At 37.6% G+C, this 23,055-nt stretch carries 18 protein-coding genes; 8 read left to right on the forward strand and 10 right to left on the reverse strand.

Features of this window, described 5'->3' with window-relative positions:
- Positions 1-45 precede the first annotated feature (45 nt).
- Together PHAL_RS0122030 and PHAL_RS0122035 are read left to right on the forward strand one after the other, a co-directional pair.
- Positions 46-405 carry an alpha-L-rhamnosidase C-terminal domain-containing protein gene (locus PHAL_RS0122030; RefSeq protein WP_138973988.1) on the forward strand — a complete coding sequence of 120 codons (360 nt, stop codon included), beginning with the start codon at positions 46-48 and terminating at the stop codon, positions 403-405.
- Between the two features lie 447 nt (positions 406-852).
- A complete protein-coding gene (locus PHAL_RS0122035) occupies positions 853-2,250 on the forward strand; it encodes a BNR-4 repeat-containing protein (protein ID WP_016710602.1) in 1,398 nt (465 codons plus the stop codon).
- A gap of 54 nt (positions 2,251-2,304) precedes the next feature.
- Here PHAL_RS0122035 and tkt read toward each other — a convergent pair whose 3' ends face one another.
- The 4 genes from tkt to xylB form a co-directional block, all read right to left on the reverse strand.
- On the reverse strand, positions 2,305-4,323 hold the full coding sequence (gene tkt, locus PHAL_RS0122040) for a transketolase (protein ID WP_016710603.1): 2,019 nt from the start codon (positions 4,321-4,323) through the stop codon (positions 2,305-2,307).
- Between the two features lie 63 nt (positions 4,324-4,386).
- A complete protein-coding gene (gene tal, locus PHAL_RS0122045) occupies positions 4,387-5,328 on the reverse strand; it encodes a transaldolase (protein ID WP_036981656.1) in 942 nt (313 codons plus the stop codon).
- 36 nt (positions 5,329-5,364) lie between these two features.
- A complete protein-coding gene (xylA, locus tag PHAL_RS0122050; RefSeq protein WP_016710605.1) occupies positions 5,365-6,684 on the reverse strand; it encodes a xylose isomerase in 1,320 nt (439 codons plus the stop codon).
- Between the two features lie 30 nt (positions 6,685-6,714).
- Positions 6,715-8,172, reverse strand: a complete 1,458-nt coding sequence (xylB, locus tag PHAL_RS0122055) for a xylulokinase (RefSeq protein WP_016710606.1) — start codon at positions 8,170-8,172, stop codon at positions 6,715-6,717.
- A gap of 370 nt (positions 8,173-8,542) precedes the next feature.
- On the opposite strand from xylB, the gene PHAL_RS0122060 reads away from it, so the two are divergent.
- Complete coding sequence (locus PHAL_RS0122060; protein ID WP_016710607.1) at positions 8,543-9,580, forward strand: LacI family DNA-binding transcriptional regulator; 1,038 nt, start codon at positions 8,543-8,545, stop codon at positions 9,578-9,580.
- Positions 9,581-9,618: 38 nt separating this feature from the next.
- Here the strand turns inward: PHAL_RS0122060 and PHAL_RS0122065 are convergent, their stop codons facing one another.
- The 3 genes from PHAL_RS0122065 to PHAL_RS0122075 all read right to left on the reverse strand — a co-directional run bounded on the left by PHAL_RS0122065 (position 9,619) and on the right by PHAL_RS0122075 (position 13,167).
- Entirely contained in the window at positions 9,619-10,488 is an 870-nt protein-coding gene (locus PHAL_RS0122065) for a DNA replication terminus site-binding protein (RefSeq protein WP_016710608.1), read from the reverse strand.
- Positions 10,489-10,675: 187 nt separating this feature from the next.
- Positions 10,676-12,028, reverse strand: a complete 1,353-nt coding sequence (locus PHAL_RS0122070; protein WP_016710609.1) for an ATP-binding protein — start codon at positions 12,026-12,028, stop codon at positions 10,676-10,678.
- Between the two features lie 125 nt (positions 12,029-12,153).
- Entirely contained in the window at positions 12,154-13,167 is a 1,014-nt protein-coding gene (locus tag PHAL_RS0122075; protein ID WP_016710610.1) for a tyrosine-type recombinase/integrase, read from the reverse strand.
- A gap of 328 nt (positions 13,168-13,495) precedes the next feature.
- Here PHAL_RS0122075 and PHAL_RS23375 point away from each other — a divergent pair, with 328 nt between their 5' ends.
- Together PHAL_RS23375 and PHAL_RS23685 are read left to right on the forward strand one after the other, a co-directional pair.
- Positions 13,496-13,864 carry a hypothetical protein gene (locus PHAL_RS23375; RefSeq protein ID WP_016710611.1) on the forward strand — a complete coding sequence of 123 codons (369 nt, stop codon included), beginning with the start codon at positions 13,496-13,498 and terminating at the stop codon, positions 13,862-13,864.
- Positions 13,861-14,397, forward strand: a complete 537-nt coding sequence (locus tag PHAL_RS23685) for an RES family NAD+ phosphorylase (protein WP_016710612.1) — start codon at positions 13,861-13,863, stop codon at positions 14,395-14,397. The genes PHAL_RS23375 and PHAL_RS23685 overlap by 4 nt, the downstream gene beginning before the upstream one ends.
- 256 nt (positions 14,398-14,653) lie before the next feature.
- Here the strand turns inward: PHAL_RS23685 and PHAL_RS0122090 are convergent, their stop codons facing one another.
- Together PHAL_RS0122090 and PHAL_RS0122095 are read right to left on the reverse strand one after the other, a co-directional pair.
- Positions 14,654-15,667 (reverse strand): GGDEF domain-containing protein, encoded by a 1,014-nt coding sequence (locus tag PHAL_RS0122090; RefSeq protein WP_080571562.1) that lies wholly within the window; start codon positions 15,665-15,667, stop codon positions 14,654-14,656.
- A gap of 192 nt (positions 15,668-15,859) precedes the next feature.
- Entirely contained in the window at positions 15,860-17,275 is a 1,416-nt protein-coding gene (locus PHAL_RS0122095; protein ID WP_016710614.1) for an FGGY-family carbohydrate kinase, read from the reverse strand.
- A gap of 402 nt (positions 17,276-17,677) precedes the next feature.
- Between PHAL_RS0122095 and PHAL_RS0122105 the strand changes: the two genes are divergently transcribed.
- The 3 genes from PHAL_RS0122105 to PHAL_RS0122115 all read left to right on the forward strand — a co-directional run bounded on the left by PHAL_RS0122105 (position 17,678) and on the right by PHAL_RS0122115 (position 21,012).
- Positions 17,678-18,457, forward strand: coding sequence for a DeoR/GlpR family DNA-binding transcription regulator (locus tag PHAL_RS0122105; RefSeq protein ID WP_016710615.1), 780 nt, complete (start codon positions 17,678-17,680; stop codon positions 18,455-18,457).
- A 347-nt stretch (positions 18,458-18,804) separates the two neighbouring features.
- On the forward strand, positions 18,805-20,001 hold the full coding sequence (locus tag PHAL_RS0122110; protein ID WP_016710616.1) for an AAA family ATPase: 1,197 nt from the start codon (positions 18,805-18,807) through the stop codon (positions 19,999-20,001).
- Positions 20,002-20,007: 6 nt separating this feature from the next.
- Entirely contained in the window at positions 20,008-21,012 is a 1,005-nt protein-coding gene (locus PHAL_RS0122115) for a hypothetical protein (RefSeq protein WP_016710617.1), read from the forward strand.
- 98 nt (positions 21,013-21,110) lie between these two features.
- Here PHAL_RS0122115 and PHAL_RS0122120 read toward each other — a convergent pair whose 3' ends face one another.
- Positions 21,111-22,433: a Fic family protein gene (locus tag PHAL_RS0122120; RefSeq protein ID WP_016710618.1), complete on the reverse strand. Its 1,323-nt coding sequence runs from the start codon at positions 22,431-22,433 to the stop codon at positions 21,111-21,113.
- Between the last annotated feature and the right edge of the window lie 622 nt (positions 22,434-23,055).

A 23,055-nucleotide genomic window follows, 5' to 3' on the forward strand; every position in this document is an offset into this window, starting at 1 on the left:
GCTCTACAAAATGATAAATCAGGTGATCAAAGCTGATGAGAATCGGTGATCAAAGTCATGAGAATACGCACCCCCCTTATTTCAACACATTTAACCTCTGCTGAAGGCGAATATAAATCACCTTATGGTGAGATAAAGTCGAAATGGCAAAAAACAGATTCGGGGTTAATCCTAGAAGTAATCATTCCTGCCAATACGACAGCTCGTATTCAGATCCCATTAATAGAACACACAAGTCTCGCTAAAAAGTCGCTCTTAAACCAAAAAGAAAACACAGCTGCACTTTTTGGCCAGAAGGTTCTAGTGAATGGTGAAATATTGAATGACGAAGATTTGGTTGGGCAAGATAAAAAAAGCAAAACCATTACTGTCGATGCCGGCAGTTATATCATTGAGGTGAAATAAGTGGTGCACCTTAACATTAATGACTTGAGCGAATATACCGCTACATTCCTTATAAATATCAAAATAACTAAGGAAAGTAGCTATTTTATACCTCTCTTAGCACTTGGATTAACAACATGCTGCATTGGAGCCTGTGCTAAAAACGCCTAAAGACAAAGAAAGTGACCAACAAGAGGAAATCTGATTATTTCAGGTAGCGCAATATACGCAGCGCTGAAATTAATATAGTACACAAAAAGTATTCGTACTATTTGTTTCTACATGTTTTTAATAAAAATATATTTTTAGGGTTTCTTTCTGATATATCACAAATAGTAGATTGTAGTATTTCCGACTTATTAAGTTGCATTAACTGTCAAATTCAATCAATATTACTCATGTGAACGGGCATTAAAATGCACCTTAATATAACTAAAACTTTATAATCAACAGGTTATTGGTGATCGAATGAAAAAAGTAAGTGTGTTAGCAGCAGCTGTGACTCTATTCCTATCTGGGTGTAGTAATAATAACTTAAAAAAAGTAGAGCAAAGCGATCACTTTGCTGATGATGCGATTGGAAATCCTTTAGCGATCGTTCAACACCCAGCTGGGATTTATCGAGATGGTATCACCTATGTTTCTTATCAAGGACCATTAGAAGATCCATATGTTGCTTCTTACAACCATAAAACACAAGAGTGGAAAGGCCCTTATAAAGCAGGGATAAGCGACATGGGTAAAGACCCATCGAGAAAGATAGATAACCACGGTAAACCAACAATGTTAATGGACGACCTAGGTTACATTCATGTTTTCTTCGGTGGTCACGGTGGTATGCCGCACCATGGGAAAAACCCCTTGGGTAATATACATTATGGGCGAAATATACATGTCGTTTCAAAAAATCCGTATGACATTAGTAGTTGGGAAGAGCTAGACACAATACCTGTATTTGGCACGTATAACCAAGCGGTCAAAATGGATAATGGCGATATTTATTTATTTTATAGACATGGAGCACACCGAAGCGATTGGGTTTATCAAAAATCAACAGATCACGGACGTACATTTGAAAAACCTGTTTCATTCTTAAAGCACAAACGACGCGATGACCTTGATGCAGTAGATAGCTGGTATGCTTGGGTTGAAAAAGGTGAAAATGACGAAATCATTGTTGGCTATGATTATCATATTTGTTGGGATGGTAAAGCCGGTATTAACGGCCGAGGTCACACTACAGAGCGGCATAATGCTTATTATATGACGTTTAATACTAAAGATGGCACATGGCGTAATGTTCAAGATGAACAATTAAATCTCCCTATTACACGTGAGGTGGCCGATCAGAAGACTTTGGCCTTCAACACCGGGGAAAAATGGACGTTTAATGGCTCTGTACATTTAGACGCCAAAGGCCATCCTCATTTAGCTACTAATGTCGGAAAAGATTTAGGTTATAAAACAGGTGGTCCGAAGCAAACGACGCATATTCGCTGGGATGGATCTAATTGGATTGTGAACGATGCCGTAAATGTAGCAGCGGTTGCGAGTAATCAAGATACACGCGGTGATTTCATGGTTAAATCACCTGATGAAGTTAGCTTTATTCTTGAATTTAAAGATGGAGATGATGGCGTTATTTCATACTGGAACAGCAATGATGCAGGTAAAACCTTCGATAAAGGTAATGAACTAATTCGCCGTAAAGGAGCAAACTGGGCATTAACGTCAATAATCCAAGATGGACACCCTGATGCAAGAATGATTGTTGCTGAAAAGCAGAAGGGAGAAGCTAATCGAAGAGTCTATTTAATTGGTGATAATGGACCAGTTAAACGCTTGAAGTCAGAAGTAGGTAATTAAAAATGCGCCGAGCTTTGGGAAGCTTAGCGCATTAATTGGATAAAGCTGGGTCGATTATGCGTTGGCGTTTATTAATGCCAACGCTGTATTTACTACATTGTCGGCGGTAAAGCCAAAGTGCTCTAGTAATACATTACCAGGGGCTGACTCACCGAAGGTGCTCATACCAATCACTTTGCCTTGTAAGCCAACATATTTTAGCCAGTAATCTTGGTGTGATGTTTCAATTGCGATACGGTTTACCACTGAGGTAGGAAGTATAGCTTGTTGGTAATCACTCGATTGCTGATCAAAAATTGTGGTGCTTGGCATCGATACCACACGCACGGCTACACCCTGTGCTGCAAGCTCTTTTGACGCTTGCATTGCTAAATCTACCTCAGAGCCGGTAGCTATTAAAATTAACTCTGGTGTTGCAGAACAATCAGCTAGAATATAACCGCCTTTTTCTATGTCACTTATTTGCTGAGCGTTACGTTGCTGGTGGTTTAGCCCTTGGCGACTAAAAATAAGCGCTGTAGGTTGCTGCTGATTTTGTATGGCATTTTTCCACGACACAGCGGTTTCTACCGCATCACATGGGCGCCATGTTACTAAGTTTGGCGTCATACGTAGGTTAGCAAGTTGCTCAATAGGTTGATGAGTTGGGCCGTCTTCACCTTGGCCTATAGAGTCGTGGGTATATACAAATATATTTTGGATCCCCATCAGTGCCGACATTCTTACAGCGTTACGGGCATATTCCATAAACATTAAAAATGTTGCACCGTAATTAATAAAACCACTGTGCAGTGATATACCATTCATAATACCGCTCATACCAAACTCACGCACACCATAAAACAGGTAATTACCGCCGGCATCCTCTGCGCTTATTCCTTTTGAGCCTGACCAAAGCGTTAAGTTAGAACCAGCTAAGTCGGCCGAGCCACCAAGTAACTCAGGTAAATGTGGAGCAAACGCTTCAATAGTGTTTTGCGAGGCTTTTCGGCTGGCAATGTTTGCTGCGTCTTTATCACATTGTGCAATATAGTTATTTGCGATGTCTTCAAAGTTGTCAGGCAGGGCACGTTTAATAACGCGACGATCGAACTCTTTGGCAAGTTCAGGATAATGGCTAGCGTATTCGTCAAACAATTGTTGCCATTGTTGTTGTTTTTCATCACCGCTTTTTTTCGCATCCCAATGGGCGTATATATCATTGCTGATACTAAATGCCTCACTCGGTAGATTTAAAAATTTACGTGCTGCAGCTATTTCATCATTACCCAGTGGTGAGCCGTGGCAATTATGTGAGCCAGACTTATTGGGTGAACCAAAGCCTATCACGGTTTTACAACAAAGTAGGGTGGGTTTGTCGGTGACACTTTTTGCCTGTGCAATTGCGTTGGCAATTTGCTCAGGGTCGTGTCCGTCTATGTCTTTAATGACATGCCAGCCGTAAGCGTCAAAGCGCTTAGCGGTGTCGTCACTAAACCAACCCTCAACATGACCATCAATAGATATGCCATTGTCATCCCAAAAGGCAATCAGTTTATCAAGCCCTAATGTGCCAGCAAGCGAGCAGGCTTCGTGAGAAATGCCTTCCATTAAACAGCCATCACCCATAAAGCAGTAAGTGTAATGATCAACCAGATCAAAACCATCTTGATTAAATTGGGCGGCGAGGGTTTTCTCAGCAATCGCCATGCCTACAGCATTTGATATACCTGCGCCAAGCGGGCCAGTGGTTGTTTCAACGCCTGGTGTATAACCGTACTCTGGGTGCCCAGGGGTTTTTGAATGCATTTGTCTAAATTGCTTTAGTTCATCAAGTGGTAACTCGTACCCGCTTAAATGCAATAAAGAATAAATGAGCATTGAACCGTGACCGTTGCTGAGTACAAAGCGGTCTCTGTTTGGCCAATTTGGATCGTTTGGATTGTGATTTAAAAAGTCGTTCCATAGTACTTCGGCGATATCGGCCATACCCATAGGAGCACCCGGGTGACCAGAGTTGGCTTGCTGTACTGCATCCATGCTCAGTGCGCGTATGGCATTTGCAAAGGGGGCACGAGAAGAAAGCTGGGTCATATATTACCTCAAATGTCATTAAAAAAGCCTGCATGTAAAGTGGCAGAGCAGGCTTGAGGGGAACTAGTCTAGTAAGTCTTCAACTAATTTTGCTAAAATACGCTGATCTTTAGCAAAGTTGCGAATACCCTCACCGAGTTTTTCACAGGCCATGGCATCTTCATTGTGCTGCCATAAAAATTGCTCGTGAGTCAGCGGAGTTATTTCGCTTTGTGACGCTTTGGAAATCTTTGCACTGTCGAGCTTAGTTTCAAGCGTACCTTCTTCATTTTGCAAGCTATTAAGCAATGCAGGCGAGATTGTCAGTAAATCACAGCCAGCAAGTTCAATAATTTCTTCGATGTTTCTAAAGCTTGCACCCATCACTACGGTTTTATAGTCGTACTTTTTGTAGTACTGATAAATTCCTGTGACTGATTGCACACCTGGGTCTTCGCTCGGGGCGTAATCTTTGTTCTCTCGTGCTTTGTACCAATCAAGAATACGACCAACAAACGGGGAAATGAGGGTAACATTAGCTTGTGCACAAGCGATTGCTTGAGCCATCGAAAAAAGCAGTGTTAAGTTACACTTAATACCTTCTTTTTCTAATTGCTCGGCGGCTTTAATACCTTCCCATGTTGAAGCAAGTTTAATAAGTACACGGTCTTTTGAAATACCAGCTTGCTCGTAAAGCGAAATCAGTTTACGACCTTTTGCAATACTCGCTTGTGTATCAAATGATAAACGTGCATCTACTTCACTTGATATACGACCAGGGATCACCTTTAATATTTCGCAGCCAAAATTAACAATAAGTTGATCGCAAATTGCATCAACATCATTGCCAGCTTTATCTATTGCATCATCTATTAAATGTTTATACTGAGGTAATTTTGCTGCTTGTAGTATTAATGATGGGTTCGTTGTGGCATCAACTGGTTGCAGGGCTTTGATTGATTCCACATCACCACTGTCGGCAACGACTGTGGTTACTTTTTTGAGTTGTTCTAACAAGTTCATAATGATGTACGCCCCGGTTTTTAAGCCGAGGCGATGTCCTTATACGTAGCGGTTTACAATATTTTCAAGCAGTTCCTGACGACCAGAAACTTGCTTAGGATCGATGTTGTTCTCGTGTACTAGCGCAGCAAGGCTTTCTAATGACTGTTCGCCTTTCAGAATGCTCTGACCCAAGTCTTCTTTCCAACCTGCGTAGCGTTTTTCAACAAAATCAGCAAGCTCACCGCCTTCAATCATGGCTGCTGCATTAAGTAATGCTTTTGCCATCGTATCCATTCCGCCAATATGGCCAATAAATAGATCATCGCGTTCACATGATTGACGACGCAGTTTAGTATCAAAGTTAAAGCCACCAGTCGTTAAACCGCCTGATTTTAAAATCTCGTACATAACGAGCGTACATTCAGCTACATCGTTAGGGAATTGATCTGTATCCCAACCATTTTGCATGTCACCACGGTTAGCATCAATACTACCCATAATGCCTTCAGCACAGGCAACGGCAATTTCGTGGTGGAAGCTATGACCCGCAAGTGTTGCGTGGTTTGCCTCAATGTTTACTTTAATTTCGTCTTGTAAACCGTGTTTGTGTAAGAAACCTGCAACCGTTGCTGTATCGTAATCGTATTGGTGTTTTGTAGGCTCTTGTGGTTTTGGTTCAATTAATAATGTGCCTTTGAAACCAATTTTTTTCTTATGCTCAACTACCATTTTTAAGAAGCGCGCGTACTGCTCGCTTTCTTGCGCAAGATCTGTATTTAGTAGCGTATCGTAACCTTCACGGCCACCCCAAAGTACGTAGTTTTCACCGCCTAAACGATGGGTAATTTCCATTGCGTGTTTAACTTGTGCTGCTGCGTATGCATATGTATTTGGGTTTGGATTTGTAGCACCGCCAGCACAAAAACGTTTGTTCGAGAATAAGTTAGCTGTACCCCAAAGTAATTTTACACCAGTGCGCTGCATTTCTTTTTCGATAATGTTTGCAATGTGCGTTACGTTATCGTGGCTTTCCTGTAGTGTTTCGCCTTCTGGTGCAATATCAACATCATGAAAACAAAAGTAAGGCACGCCTAGTTTTTCGAAAAATTCAAACGCAACTTTTACTTTTTGTTCTGCAAGTTCAAGTTGGTTGCCGACAGGTTGGATCCAAGGGCGGTCGAACGTACCTTCACCAAAAATATCAAAACCTGTAGAACAAAAGTTATGCCAGTAGCAGGCAGCAAAACGTAAATGTTCTTTCATTGTTTTGCCAAGAACAACCTTGTTTTCGTCGTAGTAACGAAATGCAAATGGGTTTTTAGAGTTTTCACCCTCAAATTTAATTTTTTCAACGTTAGAAAAGAATTGCTCGCTCATAATGTGCTCCATTAATTTAAAATTATTCTATTAAAAGTATGTTTTTACACTTTGATAAAGTGCTTTGTATGTTGTGTATTGCTGTGCGTAAAAGTCTTGCATAACAGGGTCTGGCTCAATTGTTTGCGTTACTTTGCCATTAACACACACTTGTTGTGCAGGGAGTTGCTCTACTCCTATTCGGGCAAGTCTTGCAGCGCCAAATGCAGGGCCAACTTCTGAACCTTCTCGGTAAATTAGTGGGCGATTAAGTACGCTTGCGATGATTTTTCCCCATAGTGGGCTTTTTGCGCCGCCACCTATAACAGTTACATCGTCAATTTGTGCACCTGCATCAAGCAGTACTTGCTGTCCGTCGGCAAAAGCAAAAGCGACGCCTTCTAAAACTGCGCGGCCAAGGGTTGCTGCATCGGTATCACTGTCTAACCCAAAAAACACACCTTTGGCATCAGGGTTATTATGCGGAGTACGTTCGCCGGTTAAATAAGGTAAAAATATCACTGAACTCTGCTTGCTAAAGTCGCATTTACTAACTTGTTCAAGCAATGCACCTTCATTTTCAAAGCCGGTTAATTTAGTGACCCAGCTTAAACAGCTTGCTGCGCTTAACACCACTGACATTTGATGCCAAGTATTTGCAATACAATGACAAAACGTATGTACGGCACCTGCTGGGTTAGGTAAGTATTTTTCGTTGGCAACAAAGTAAACGCCTGACGTACCTAATGATAGAAATGCTTGATTTGGTGTTATAACGCCGACACCAGCCGCGCCTGCCGCATTATCGCCACCACCGGCAATTACAGGAACTTGTTCCATGCCCCATTTTGTCGCAACCTCAGCGGTTAACGTGCCAGTGATCTCTGTTCCTTCAAACAGCGTTGGCATGTGTTGTTCAGTTAATCCAGTTGCTGCAAGCATTTTTTCTGACCAAGCTCTTTTTTCTACATCAAGCCACAATGTGCCTGCAGAGTCCGACATATCTGAAGCAAAATCGCCGGTCATTAAAAAGCGTAAGTAGTCTTTTGGTAGTAATACTTTAGCGACTTTTGCAAAGTTTTCTGGCTCATGCTCTTTTAACCATACCAACTTAGGCGCTGTAAAACCGGGCATTGCAATATTGCCGGTAATGTTACGAGAGTCCGGCTCTCGTTTTTCAAGTTCTACGCACTGTGCTGCGCTACGTCCGTCGTTCCATAAAATGGCAGGTCGGATAATATTATTGTCTTTATCAAGTAATGTAGCGCCATGCATTTGACCAGAAAGCCCAACCGCTTTGACCGATTGTAGTAATGCAGGGTGAGTATTTTTAAGTTCATCAATTGCGGTGCAGGTGGCAAGCCACCAATCTGCAGGGTTTTGCTCAGAGTAAAGTGGAGCAGGACGAGACACGTTTAACGGGCTGCTTGCTTGAGCAAGTAAACAATCTTGCTCGTCTAAAATAATTACTTTTACACCTGAAGTGCCTAAATCGATACCAAGGAACATAAATTGTTATACTCGAATGTTGTTTAGTGTTAGCGCTAACATTATTGGTTTGGTATTATGAAGTCAAGTTAGTTTTAAGCTATGTAGGATAAATGTCACATTGCGTTGTAATTGAGGTTGCAAAAAAGCTGGTGAAAAATTATTTACTCATGTGTAAGTTGGTGTGTGATAGAAATGTATGGGTAAATTTATCTGTTGTTATATCTATTACACCAGTGAAAGTTAGCGATAACATTTGTTGGTGCTGATTTTTATCTAAAATAGAATGATTTAAACACTGCAGGCAATATCAAGCTTTGTAATTATGTATAATGTGAAATTAAGAGGTTAATTATAACAATCGAATGATTGTTAGTAGGTAATATTAAACATGGCCGATCATAAAAGAGCAAGAATACAAGATGTAGCCGAGCAGGCTGGTGTATCAATGATGACAGTTTCGCGTGTGCTCAATCAAGACAAGAAAGTAAGCGATAAAACGCGTGAAAAAGTAATGGCGGTTGTTGAACAATTAAATTACCGGCCAAATGTGTCAGCAAGACGCCTCGCAAGTACTAAATCGTTCTTTTTAGGGCTTTTGTACGATAACCCAAGTGATACATATATTAGCCAATTTCTGTTAGCAGCATTAAAAAAATGCCGAACTTTGGGTTATCACCTTATCGTAGATGAAGCTCATGCTGATATAAATAAGACGATTGAATCGGTGAAGCAACTTATTGATGTAACACAAGTTGATGGCATGATTTTACTACCACCTATGTGCGATAACGAAGCTGTTTTAGATGTACTAACTAAAGCCGATGTTCCTTTTGTCCGAATAACTCCAGATACTAAATTAAATCGCTCACCATATATTTGCATGGACGATTACCAAGCGGCCTTTGATGTGACAGAGCATTTAATAAATCAAGGTCATAGTAAAATTGCACATATTATTGGCGACACTAAACAAGGTGTTAGTCGCATGCGTTATCAAGGTTATTTAGATGCGCTGCGCTCTAATCAAATAGTGACGCCACCTGAGTATATAGAGCAGGGCAGTTTTACCTATCAATCAGGTATGGAAGCTGCGATGAAGTTACTTTCCCTCGATGATAAGCCGACAGCAATTTTTGCAGCAAACGATGATATGGCAGCCGCGGTTATTTCAATTGCTCAAAAGCAAGGTATTAATATTCCAAATGAACTGTCGGTCGTGGGTTTTGATGATACGCAACTTGCAACTGTTGTGTGGCCAAATATTTCTACAGTAAGGCAACCTATTAACGAAATGGCTGAGCTGTCTATTACATTACTGGCATCTGGGCAGTATAGCGATTTAAGTAATGTTAAAAGCTTAGACTTACGACATATTTTAGATTTTGAGCTGATAGAAAGAGAATCTAGTTCAATAAAGAGCAATTAAAAATTTGGTAATGATGCTGGCATAACTTGAGCTGAAGTTTATTGTTCGCTGACAACGTATAGACGTTGAATTAGATAGTTATAAAGTTGCTTTTTGTTCTTTTGGCTAATGTAACTTTTCAGCGGTGTAATTTTAGCTGGTTCTTCCCCAAAAATAATTACGGGGATATGACCATAAAACATTACAGTGGCTGTATCATCCATAAAAGAGACATTTAATTTTGGAGCAACGGGAAGAGGGCGTTTAATTTTAATAAGAGCCCCTGCCTTAGCATTAATTAGATCAATTTCTTTATTGACCCAGGGAGCCCATTCGGCTTTTGTTTGACCTGTAGGTGGATTTTCTCTACTACCTTTTAAGTATGCTAAAAACTCTTCTTTTTTTATAGTTCGCATACTATTTTTATTACACCAAGTAAAACCGACGCGCTTCACTGGTGCTGAGGATGATTTTATCAGGCGGTAAATTTGTAATGTAATTGCGTTTGGGCAAATATTTTGAATGAGTTCTCGTTTTTGACCAGGGTTTAATTTTGATGTAGTAAGTAGGCTTTTAATACGTTGCTTGTGCTGGTTACAATGAGCAACCAACTCTGTCACTTGCTCTCTATGTATAGGATCTAATTGAATAAAACCAGGTAAACGAAATGGATATTTCGCTGAGTGTTCGTAATCAGGCGTAAATCTTGAGAATGCACCAACTGACATACTTAAAGCAGTAAACCCTGTATAAGTTTGCGGCGTGAGAAACTCCCAGCCACTCGTATTGTTTGCTATATCACCTGAGGAAGGTGGTAATTTATAGCATTCAGCATGAATTACTGTCGCATCCAATAAGTAGTCGTTTAGTGTATTAACGGCATCCACTAGTAAACGATATTCAAATTCAATTTCACTATATAAAGTCATAAAAACTATACCATCATACCAATAGAAGTAACTATGGCACACCCTAAACGACTTGTATATTTTAATTTTGATCCGGTTATCGTCTAACTGTTGATCTTGAATTTAAAATGTTCAAAACAGATGTAGGAGTGTTTCGTATAATATTAATTTCTAGTATGATGGTATAGTTTTACACAAAAGAAAAACATTACTGTCTTTCTTTTGTGTATGAAAATTCTAGCAATATTTCATCTAAGTTATCTAAAGCAAAACCTCTAAAGGAAACTTCATAGCCTTTCTTATTTAAGCTCTGTAGTAAACTTTTGGATTTCATTATTAGCTTGGCTTCGCTGTAACGTTTATAACGGCGCTTAACTTCAGCAATTAGTATTTTTTTATTAAAGTCATCTATTGCAACAATATCGATTTCATCTTCACCTTTGCTATCCCAGTAACTACCGATATTATTAAACAGCTTAGACTCTGCAAGAATTGCTTTAAATAGTTCTTCCAGTTGTGATCCTGAATAGGTATCAAAGTCACGATCAATAATGCGTTTTATAAAATCGTAGTTTTCTATTTCTACTGCACTTCTATTACTGTAGATAAACCTAAACCAAAAACTTAAAAATTCATCAGCTATTTCATAGCGAATATCTCTAGAATTATCTTTTGCAGTGATAGGCCTAAGCTTATTAATAATATCAAAATCTTTTTCAAGCTTTTCAAGATTTACGCCAACACCTGTATTGAGGTAGCTTTCTATTCTAGGACGACTATTATATCCATTGGCTATAGCACCTAAAACATCAAAATAGGCTCTGTGCTCTGATCCAAAGTCTTCTACAAGTCGGTGCATACCTTCTTTGATTAATGGAGAGCCATTAGAAATCAGCTTCTCTAAAGGGGCGGAGCCTGAGTTATTCAACCATTCTAAATATTTAGGAATGCCGCCTGATAAACACCACCAAACAAGGAAGTCATTAGGGTTATACTTACCATTATCTTCCATTATTTCTTTAATATAACTAGGTGTTAGCGGATTAATTTTGAAAAAGTGATCGTCACGGTTGAGCAATGGCTGCTTTTCATCTTTAAAGAGCTTAGTCATAAGGTTATATAAAGAGCCGCAGCAGACTAAGTGCATCATGGATTTATTTTTATAGTTATCCCATAAGTTTTGTAAGTCGGAAAAGAGGCTATTATTAACTCTTTCAATATCCTGAAATTCATCTATAACTAGAGTAATAGGCGTCTTTGTTGAATAGTCTAATAAAAATTCAAAAACGTCTTTTAAAGATTCTGGGTGAAAAAACTTTGTATTGAATGTGCTTTGTATAATTGCGCTAAACTCAGCTACTAACGCACTTTCTGATTTACGACTGATAAATAGATAGATATGTTGATTAGTTACTTCTTTAAATACTTCGTTGAGCAAACGAGTTTTACCTACACGACGGCGACCAACGACAACACTTAATCGTCCTTTCGTTTTCTCTGTATTATCAGAGATATTTCTCAGCTCCTTTAGCTGTAACTCGCGGTTATAAAACTTTTGCATCTCATTTACCTAACACTGATTACTGATGAATTACACTATACACTACTGTATTTATTATTACAGTATTTTTAATTACAGTATATAAGCCATATTCTGGCTAACGATTACATTCATAAATCATTGTATTAAGGTATAGTTTTAAACAACTTATCATCTACGGTGTCCATTACATCTTGGTGATCTACTTGAATATATCGCTCAGTCGTTTTGATACTCGAATGCCCCATGAGCTTGGCTATATGCTTTATATCAGCACCGTTGCTATCTAATAAAGTCGCATATGAACGCCGCAAACTATGTGGCGCTATATCCTTGTCGATCAAGCCATATTTTCTACACAACATATACATAGCTTCAGTAGACAAACCACTTATCCGGCTTTCGTTGCTTACTAACCACGCAGGCAGAGAGCCTGATTTGTAAATCCGAACGAACAACGGACCTGGTGTAGTTCCCCGTACAGCGAGCCATTCTTGTAAAGCTGCGAAAGTGACATTATGTAATTTTACCTCACGCTGTTTACGTCCTTTGCCGTCAAAAATAATCGTGTGAGATTGAAGATTGATATTTTCGAGCTTTAGGTTTACAAGTTCAAACCGCCTTAAGCCACAGCCAATAAATAAGTGAAAAATAGCTTTATCGCGCACGGCCATTACCGAGTTGCTACTTGTAATATCAATAGTATGAAGCAACTCTTTGAATTCAAATTCATTTAACACATTGTGTATTTTCTGTCTTCCGGCCTGCGGCTTTTGAACTGATTTAATGCGCTCCCAATGTTTAGTATCAATAAGGTCTAATAGGTATGCTTCAAAAAGCACACGTTTGACCACTGAAATATATAAACTAATTGTGTCGGGGGCTTTATCTTTATCAATTAATATCTTAACTAATTGGTTTAATGTATTTCTATCAAAGTTTTGCCAAATGATGCTGTAATAACCGGGTTGACCCAAGTGTTTCGCTATTGATTGTAATACTCGTATGACAGTCTGTTGTGAATTAGCTGATTTAAGTGACATTAAATAAGCATAAATAGGGCAGTTATCATCACGCACAACTGGCGCAGTCTTTTCCGCCCGTATACTAAGAGCGAGGGCCTTGCTACCATTTGTAATGTGTTTCAGTCGTGTATTCATATTGCTATTCCAACACCATCCCGAAAATTAATTATCACTAGCAATATGCTCATCAGTGTCATTCGTATTTCAACCAGATTTTATCAATCGGCTTAAGGAGAATTTCTAGTGTAATTTAAAATGCTATATATTACTACCGTAAACTGTTATTTATGGTAGTAAATATTATGTTAAATGGCGTAATGAATTAATTATCAGGGAACTTTGTCTTAGAATTTTAAATTTTGGTGGCAGGGCGATACAATGTACCAATTAAGCTATGATTTTGCTATAAACACTTTGATGTCATATAATGTGTCATTATATAGGTCGATATTGGTGACGTTTTATGGATATGCTATTAAGTCCTGTAGAAAATAACAGGCAATATGAAGAGCCTAAGTTTTGGCTGAATTTTTTTCACACGAATATAGAAACACTTGCTAATGCAACAAGCTTACCTATTTCCAGCTTAAGCCGAAAGGATCGTATTCGCTCGCCAAAAGTGCAGAACCGGTTACGTGATGTGCATGCCATCTTGATCAGTGTATCACCATGGTTTCAAAGCATGGATGCCGCATGGCTTTGGTTCAGAAGTGCACCGCTGCCTGGCTTTAACAATATGTCTCCGTCAGAAGTACTTTCTATTTATGGTGATGAAGGTGTGGCCTTGATCCAAAAACACATACGTCGCAAAAAATTTGGTGGTTTTGCGTGAGTTTACTCGACGAGATAGATTTTGTTGTCGAGCCATTTGAAGGTGTTGTTTACCGGATGCACAATCCTGAATGGGCTTTTGCGCCATTATCAGGAGAAGGTGCAAGGTTGTTTGGTGGCCGGTTTAATATTGAAGGTGAATCGGCACTCTATACAGCAACGGATCATAAAACAGCTTTTATTGAGGCTAGTGATTGTGCAGCTACACCTGGTTTAGTATCGCCTATGCTACTTGTCAGCTATAAAGTGAGGATTAATAAGGCATTGAATTTAGTGCATTATAAGGAATTATTTGACGTTCCATGGGAGCTACTAGGTGATCGTTATATTGCCGGAAAAGGGGATATTCCAATCACATGGGAGCTATATTTGAAAGCGAGACAATTATCTGTTGAAGCACTATTAGTACCCAGTTATGCCAATGAAGGCGGAGTAAATATGGTGTTCATAGAATGGTCAAATACATCGATTCAAATCCATGATCCAGAACACAGGCTTAAATCCGTGTATGGTGACAAGTTAGAGCTAATATAATTTAGCTAAAAAATCAACAGTTTAACAATAAATGGTCCGATACTGGTTAGTATCGGACTTTATATTGAGAGCAATATTTTACGAACTCACATCATTGCTCACAATAATCCACTAAGAAATTGGCATATTTCACGTCTAGCTAAGCATTAAATCCAGTTTCGTTTCTAATATAGAACCAAAAGTAACAGTAGTAAGTTAAATACTGATCCATTGTTGATTCCCCTTGTATGCTATCTTAAACACCGGCTTGTCTTTATTAACAACAAATTTGATTCTTACCGTTGTTTTTTGCGCGATATAAATTGTTGTCTGCGGAGTTAATCGCAGAGTCTATCGAATCTGCAGGTGAGATTTCTTTAACACCACCACTAATTGTAAAATGAACTGATTGGTTTTCGATATTCATAGCTGTATTTTGGATCTTTAAGCGAAGAGTATCTGCAATTTTTATAGCGGCATTTTCGGTCGTATTTTCTAACACTAATAAGAACTCTTCACCTCCCCAACGTGCAATAATATCCTTACTGCAGCAAATATCAGTAAAAATAGAAGCTAAATGCACAAGAGCTTGATCTCCAACACTATGCCCGTAAGTGTCATTGATCTTTTTAAAGTCATCTATATCAAATAAAACGATTGAAAGAGGAGCATGCTTAGGTTTGTTTAACTCATTTATATAATCTATTGTGTAACGGCGATTTGGCAGCCCGGTTAAGGGATCTTTTGTGGCTAGAGTTTCGTTTTCTTTTGCTAAAGCAATGATTTTTTTACTGTGGCTTTCCCTAAAAAATTCATAAAAACCACTCAGTAATACCACAATAAAAAAACATAAAATAATTCTGAACACCAATTCAGGACTGTTATATTCATATATCTCAAAATAATCAGCCGAAATAAAAGCAGCAATAATACACAGTATGAATACGGAGCTATCGATAGCACCGAGTTTTAGCCCCCTTATAAAAAAAGTCACTGGAGGTACAATAAAAATCCATATTGGGCCAGTCCCTTTTGCCCCGCCTGTTAAAACAAGATATAACATCAATGTATAGAGTGTGTATGAAATTATTGAAGCTGCGACTTTCTCTTTTTTATGTATAAACCACGAATACAAAAAAAGGCTTGAGCAAGTAAAAAGAGAAAAAAACAATATATATTGCTGGTTAAATATTGCTAATGATCCCATTAAAGCCGTTGCAGAAAAGCCTATGCATGCAAAATACTTGATGACCAGCTTCCTTTCATCTTGATCAGAGTAATTTTTTAACAAAATTGACCTATCATTAAAGGTTTATAACACATTAATATAATGCAGCTAGCTCATGTTCTCTACTTAAAAATAAAATATATCCTCTAATTACAATCAACTCTAGTAGCAGATCCTTAATGCAAAAACATACGTAAAAGTTCCCACTGACGCGATTGCGCTTAGCCAGCGGGATTTCTTTGGTTGGAAGTCTTATTAAATATTGTTGAGTTTAGCCTCTGCACATAAACGCCATTGTTTTTGGTATTCCTTGAGACCTGTTAATTCAGTACTGGCTGATGGTGAGCATTCAAGATTGCATTTTACATGACCCCAATCAGATAAATACCCAGCACCTTGAACAGTGCCAGTTGAATCCATTGATAACATAACCTTATTATCTTCTCTTAACTGGTTAAGTACCGCACATAGTAAAGGGTTTTTCAAAAATGCACCTTCGATGAAAATATCACCTTTTGCTCCAAGCATATCAAGTTGGTAATCAATCATTAAAGCGCAATAAATAGTTGCTAGTGCAATTCCACTAACTTTATCAACATTCTCACTAAATCCACTTTCTGATCCACCAAATGGACCACTCCCATCACTAAAATCAGGTAAAGCGAAAACTTGCTGATCAATAATATTCTGAATATCGTCGACATTAAACTGCTCACCTAGCCAAGAACCAGCCTTGTCGCAAATTGCTTCAAACTCTCTGCCCCCCATAAATCGGGCACATGCTATAGGCTCTCTCATAGCATCGATATTTGCTAACATATCTTTTTTGGCGTCCAAGTTATTTAGTGGTACTTGTGAAGCCATTAAAATAGTCCACGTTCCTGTAGATACTACAGTAAATGGTGCATCTTTCTGTGTTAGTTTATAGCGTAAGAAGCTCGCATTGCTATCGTGAATGCCATTAAAAAAGTGACATTGAGGATCTAAACCAAGCTCCTCAATCAGTTCAACCTTTACTAATCCACAATCGAACCATGCAGGCTCCACTGGTGGTAACAATTCCTCACACTCTAAATAATCAACCAAAGAAGAGTACTTATTATTTTTTATTGACCACAAATCTGTATGGCAACCTAATGACGTAATTTCACTAACTCTTTGACCTGTAAAGCGCCACGCCCAATACTGTGGGTACATTAAAATATCAGTAGCTTTCGCAAAATCATTAGCGAATTTAGTTTTTAACCAATAAAGTTGACGACCTAAATTTAAACCGGCAGGTAGAGATGGGGAATAAGTATCGCTAAATAATGGTCGAATATTATCGTATTCAGGGGTTTCTTCAAAAGTACCTGTATATTCATAATCAAGAATAGGAAGAACGAGACCATCTTTAGATGTTGTATTCCTATCAATCAATGCCGCAGTCGCACCATGTGTAGTAATATTTATAGCTTTAATTCGGTACTTTTGTGTAACGTCTTTAATACCTGCAATAAGCCAATTCCAAATGGTATCTATATCTATACTCGGAAAAGGACCATTATTGTCAACAATGTTTTTCATTTGTTTTGAAAATACAGAATCAAAAACACTATTTAGTACATGCAATTTTACATGTGTTTTACCTATATCAATCACTAAAGAGCCAGATGTTATTTGAGCAGTCATTTTTTATTACTTATTATTCATATAATTAAGGGTATAGCTTGTTGTAACTAATAACTAAACTATTGATTTTAGTGATTAATAATGGTTACTTGGTTAAGCTATATGATGGTATTAGTAAGTTTACACATAACAGAGGTGATTGCAAATGATTTATATAGCTTGAATATGAGCGATTCAATGGCTTGGAGATTAATCTTTCCGCAAAGTACTGAATGATTTTTATTTATAACAATTTTCATGAACACCACAATGCATTCACAAACCATTGTTTTTAATCAATTATTTATAAAATCTATTTTTTCCTTTTTCAGTTATATAATGATAAACTTTTACTAATAGATACGCTCATAAGTTGGTAAATAAGCCTTTTCGAGGCTTTCAAACTAAATGGAATAGTTATAAATGTTAGAAAAACATAGACAGCAACTAATTAAAGAAATCGTAGATCAACAAAGTTTTGCTAGTGTAAAAGTTTTAACTGATAAATTATCTTCATCTGAAGCCACGATTCGCCGAGATTTAACTAAAATGGCTAAACGCGGTGAAATAGTTAAAATTAGAGGTGGAGCACAATCAAACTCCAACAAAAGAAAAAATATTCAAAGCTCCGCATTTAATGTTGATAAAACTAAAAGAACAGATACAAAGAAATTAATAGCCAAAAGAGCTGTTGAATTATGCGCTGAGAATGATTCAATCATCATTAATGGTGGTAGTTCAACCTACATGATGGGCGAATATTTAACTGATAAGAACTTAAACATCTTAACAAATTCATTTGTTCTAGCGAATTATTTATCTGAAAATAGCAATAATTTAGTTTCACTGCCTGGTGGCGAAATATATCGCGAACAAGGGATCATATTAAGCTCTTACGAGAAAGATAATACTGAGCATTATCGAAGCTCAATGATGTTTATGGGCACACCGGGTATCGGTAAATTTGGCGTTATGGAATCAGATCCATTATTGATACTTTCAGAACAGAAACTAAAAAAACAAACGGATAAGTTAATTGTTCTTGCTGATAGCACAAAGTTAGGAAAGCGTAGTAACTTTGTTTTCTGTCCACTAGAAGAAGTAGATGTATTAATCACTGATTCAAAAGCAGATAAAGAGCTAATTGATTACTTTAAAGATCAAGATATTGAAGTCATCATCGTTGATTCTTTAGACGATTAGAGTTACCACTAACATTTATACGTTTTACATTTTTAAGTTATTACTAATAATTTAAAAATGTAAAACACCACCTCAATTATTAGACATAGCAAACCTATTGTCACTTACCAAAAATAAAAGTATCTAAATTGCCCGTTTACGCTCCCTGCCGCAAAATAAATTTATAGCTTAACCACTTACTTAAACTACCGTCATTTAGATTCCACATTGTGGAATACCTAATATAAAAATTCGCAGCTGTAATCTATGCTAAACCAACTATTTTTTTAGATTGTCATTTACATTACCATAAATATGCAGCATTATAAGGCTAATACAAGAAAAGCTGCACACAACAAGGTATCAAGATGGATGATAGGATTTTAAAAATAGCTACAAGAGCCAAGCTTACTTTAGAAGCTCTTTCTGAAAAGATCACCAGTTCAAAAATTGAATTTGACGCAGAAAACTATGAACAAACTTTTTCAAAGTCCGCAGTTGCCAGTTTGCCAGATCTTGCAAAAGCGAAAGTCGATAAAGCCGTTGCTGAAATGGAGCTGCAAGGCTATCAATTTCAAAAGAAGCAGGCTGGACTCAATAATGTATACAGCATGGGTCAAAAGGATGTCACTGCTATTTATGAACATCGTGGTGTGCCAAAATATCGAGACCAATTCAAAGAAGCTCACACCGTATTTCTTACAAATTTAAAAGGTGGTGTAGCTAAAACGGTAAGCTCTGTAACACTTGCTCATGGATTAAGATGTACTCCAGCATTAATAAAACATGATTTAAGAATACTCGTTTTAGATTTAGACCCACAAGCTAGTGCAACAATGTTCATGAAACATGACTTGTCGATTGGAATTGTAGATGAAACTGTCGCACAAGCAATGCTACAAAATGTAAGCCGCGAAGAGCTAATTAACGACTTTATAAAACCCTCTAGCGTTAATGGTGTAGACATAATTCCGGCATCTATTGAAGATGCATTCATTGCATCACAATTTGAAAAACTGGCTAATGAACATTTACCAAATCAAAACATTTATGATGTGTTAAAAAATAACATCATTGATAAATTAAAAAATGACTATGATTTTATTTTTATCGATAGCGGCCCACACCTAGACGCTTTTCTACTTAATTCTTTTGTCGCAGCTGATACTTTCTTGATACCTGTACCACCTGCACAAGTTGATTTTCACTCAACGTTAAAATTCATGCAGAGATTGCCTGAGTTATTTGATATGGCTGAAAGCGCTGGCAGTGAAATAAAGCTCAATTCTATTTTTGGCTATATGGCTAAAATAGCTCGTAAATCCGACCATGCTGATGCTCAAAGCTTATTAAGAGAAGTGTGTGGCGCTGATATGTTAGATACCTCACTGCCACTGTCGACAGCTTTTGAGCGTTGTGGTGAAAGTTTTGGTACGGTATTTTCAACAAATCCTAAGTTTTATCCAGGTGATAGAGACGCACTCAAAAAAGCACGTATTAAAGCCGAAGAGTTTACTCGCTCAGTATTCGATACAATTACATTTAATAGAAAGAACGAAGGTTAATTCGCCATGAACAATAAAAAAAGAAACGTCATAGGTCGTAAAATTTCAAATACGAATCTAGACGCTCTGATCACACAAAGTGCTAGCGATGGTTTAACTGAACAGTCTCCTATTGATGGACGAGATATTAAGTGGGAAAGAGTAACAATACAAAGCCACGATGTATTTAATAAATGTATTAAATCTATTTATAATAAACGTTCATTCGACGATTTATCACTTGCATCAGTTTTAGATATTTATCATTCAATTAAGTCTTCAAACGGTAATACAGAGCCTGTAAGAGCCGAATTAGTCAATGGTAAATACGAAATTCTAGGCGGTTTAAGACGAGCATATACAGTCTCGATACTCCCAAATACTAAGCTAAACCTAATTGTAGCTAAGGATCTAACTGAAAAAGAACGAGCTCACTTTGCTCGTGTAATGGATGAGTACGCTGAACCTAGCTTTATGGATAAGGCTAAATCAATAAAAACACTCAAAGCAAAGTTAGATTCAAGCAGTGACAAAGAAATAACAGGTCTAGAGTTAAGCGACATTCTAGGGATGAAAAAAAGTAATGTTTACTACGCATTAAGCTACGCAAACCTCCCGGCAGAACTGATTGGCTTATTCCCTGCATTGAAATATATTGCGACTCCCCTATTACGTGAATTAGTAAAACACAATAAAGATGGCTATTTAGAATCGTTGGCTCAACAATTTTCTGCAATAAAACCAATTACTTTGACTGGAAATGAAACAGCTGAAGAAATTAATGATATTGAAGAAGGCCTTCAAAAATCGTCTAAGAAACTACAAGTAGACCTCTTAGCAAAAATTCGTGCTGATAAAGCGTCTGCACCAGTTAGCTATAACGGAAAATTAAAAGAATTTGCTAACCAAGAGCTTGCAGGGATCAAAATCAAAACCACTAAATCAGGTTTAAGTATCACCATTAATGAGTCAAAGGTTGACCCTAAAATACTCGATAAGTTAATTACAGTATTCAATGGTAATGAACAATAACATGCTAACTTAAATTGAATAAATTTTAACTGAACTACCAGATTTGATTTCTAAAATTGAATCAAATCTGGCAATGAATAGCCGATTTAAAACTATATTTACTTGTTTCGACCTAAAAGCTTTTCTAACTTTTGCCCCGCTACTTTATCATCTAATGATAGAGCCTTATATTCATCAATAAGCTTTGTTAAGCCTGAATTTTTTTCACCACGAAAATATTCAATATTACGCTCTATTTTCTTCAAGATCTTAATTAGGCTAACATCATTAACTAGTGAAACATCTTCTTTGTCAGCAAATAGGTTTTTCTCTTGCGGGAAGTTCACAAAGTAACGTAAACCACGCTTACCTTCACCTGACGGGTAAAGCAAGCCATTATCAACTAATGATTTTAAATCCCTCGTTGCGGTTGCTGGTGGCGCCCCGGTAATTGCTCGATATTTTTCATTAGTTAAACCATCACGCACAAAGCCGTCAGCGCCTACAGTGAAGATTTTTTTCATCACCTTTTCTTGCCGTTGGTTGAGTTTGACTTCTCCATATTCAGCCCAAAATTTTGATTTTTGCAATACAAATTCAACGGATTCAAGCGATTTATCTTGCGAAGTTCTAACCAACTCAATAAACCACGCTATCCACTCATTAATTTGTAAGCCAGTATTAGTATTTCTAAGCTGTTGATAATATTCAATTCTATTAGTATTAATCATGCTCGACATACTAAAAAGCGGAGGTCTCGAAAAGTCTTGAAATAATGCATGCTCGGCTATGGCCCTACCAACACGGCCATTACCATCTTGAAACGGATGAATAGCGACAAACCATAAATGAGCAACTGCTGCTTTTATAGGGCCTGAACAATTGGCGCTGTTATACCACTGTATAAAAGTATCCATTTCATGTTCAACCTCAGTGCGATTATTACCGGGAGCTTTGTAGGTTATTTCACTGTCACCGTATAAGTCTTCTCTTATTACATCAATAGGCGAATCTCTATAATCGCCTTTAGTAATAGGGTTTACATAATAATCTTCACTACCGTGTAATAGCTGCGTGTGCCAATGACAAAGTAAGGTTTTAGACATAGCGCTTTTAATGCTTTTGCGCACATCAACAAGCATCGCCGCAATGCCTTTTTCTTTAGGGAAATAACCACCACGCTCTGGCTCTTTTAATCCTAGGAAACGAGCAACCGATGAGCGCACCTCTTCACGGTTAAGTTTCTCACCTTCAATGGCACTGGTGCTTAATGCTTCTTCCACTAGTAAGTGGACAAATGCATCGTTATGGTCATTTAACGGTATTTGCGATAATGCTCCTTCAATGCTGTAGGCTTTTTTCGAATACTCGCTAACACTTGTCTCAAAGCGTGTCACATCATATTCAAATTGAGGCCAATTTTTTTGTTGCCACTGATACATGTGATTTAAACCTTCGTTTGCTATAAATCAATTTATATCAAATTATGATTTAAAAAGATATATTTTATGAATCACATGGAGGTGAGTTTTGATTTATAAAGTGAAGATGTATAAATCAAAATAATCCTTTTGGGCAGGATTGAGTTATTTAAACGTCCGCTTTGTAAAAATGTTCAAATCGTTGTAAATGGTAGCGACCATCTCTTGAGAGTTTAAAATCGCCTGTCCGGTGAAGTCCAACTTATACATCGAAACTACTACACTTAAATAGCTTATAGCTAAACTGTCAGGCTTGATTATCAAAACTAAATCAAATCTGGCAGTCGCGCACATGGAAACTCTAGCCTTATTTTAAGACTAAGCTCACTTCATTTTCATAAATACGTAAAGTTGATTGGAGAAATGTGATAAACATCTCAATCATAATGAAAAAGAGCTTTAGATGGTTACTTAGACAAAAAAGAAAATATTCTGACTTTTTATACACAAAAGGCGCCTCATTCACAGAGGCACCTTTAGTTTTAATACACAAACTTCACTAAAATTAATCAGCAAATTGACGCACAAGACTATTCAATGTTTCTTTTGCATCACCAAATATCATTCGACAATTCGGCTTAAA

It is taken from the genome of Pseudoalteromonas haloplanktis ATCC 14393 (assembly GCF_000238355.1).
Classification (GTDB): Bacteria; Pseudomonadota; Gammaproteobacteria; order Enterobacterales; family Alteromonadaceae; genus Pseudoalteromonas; species Pseudoalteromonas haloplanktis.

Excerpts from the sequence above, each read along its gene's own strand:
- PHAL_RS0122070 (WP_016710609.1), bottom strand. The coding sequence starts at position 12,028 with ATGCAAAAGTTTTATAACCGCGAGTTACAGCTAAAGGAGCTGAGAAAT.
- xylB (WP_016710606.1), bottom strand. The coding sequence starts at position 8,172 with ATGTTCCTTGGTATCGATTTAGGCACTTCAGGTGTAAAAGTAATTATT.
- PHAL_RS0122120 (WP_016710618.1), bottom strand. The coding sequence starts at position 22,433 with ATGTATCAGTGGCAACAAAAAAATTGGCCTCAATTTGAATATGATGTG.
- PHAL_RS0122115 (WP_016710617.1), top strand. The coding sequence starts at position 20,008 with ATGAACAATAAAAAAAGAAACGTCATAGGTCGTAAAATTTCAAATACG.
- PHAL_RS0122110 (WP_016710616.1), top strand. The coding sequence starts at position 18,805 with ATGGATGATAGGATTTTAAAAATAGCTACAAGAGCCAAGCTTACTTTA.
- PHAL_RS0122095 (WP_016710614.1), bottom strand. The coding sequence starts at position 17,275 with ATGACTGCTCAAATAACATCTGGCTCTTTAGTGATTGATATAGGTAAA.
- PHAL_RS0122065 (WP_016710608.1), bottom strand. The coding sequence starts at position 10,488 with ATGACTTTATATAGTGAAATTGAATTTGAATATCGTTTACTAGTGGAT.
- xylA (WP_016710605.1), bottom strand. The coding sequence starts at position 6,684 with ATGAGCGAGCAATTCTTTTCTAACGTTGAAAAAATTAAATTTGAGGGT.
- tkt (WP_016710603.1), bottom strand. The coding sequence starts at position 4,323 with ATGACCCAGCTTTCTTCTCGTGCCCCCTTTGCAAATGCCATACGCGCA.
- PHAL_RS0122075 (WP_016710610.1), bottom strand. The coding sequence starts at position 13,167 with ATGAATACACGACTGAAACACATTACAAATGGTAGCAAGGCCCTCGCT.
- PHAL_RS0122060 (WP_016710607.1), top strand. The coding sequence starts at position 8,543 with ATGGCCGATCATAAAAGAGCAAGAATACAAGATGTAGCCGAGCAGGCT.
- PHAL_RS0122035 (WP_016710602.1), top strand. The coding sequence starts at position 853 with ATGAAAAAAGTAAGTGTGTTAGCAGCAGCTGTGACTCTATTCCTATCT.
- PHAL_RS0122105 (WP_016710615.1), top strand. The coding sequence starts at position 17,678 with ATGTTAGAAAAACATAGACAGCAACTAATTAAAGAAATCGTAGATCAA.
- PHAL_RS23375 (WP_016710611.1), top strand. The coding sequence starts at position 13,496 with ATGGATATGCTATTAAGTCCTGTAGAAAATAACAGGCAATATGAAGAG.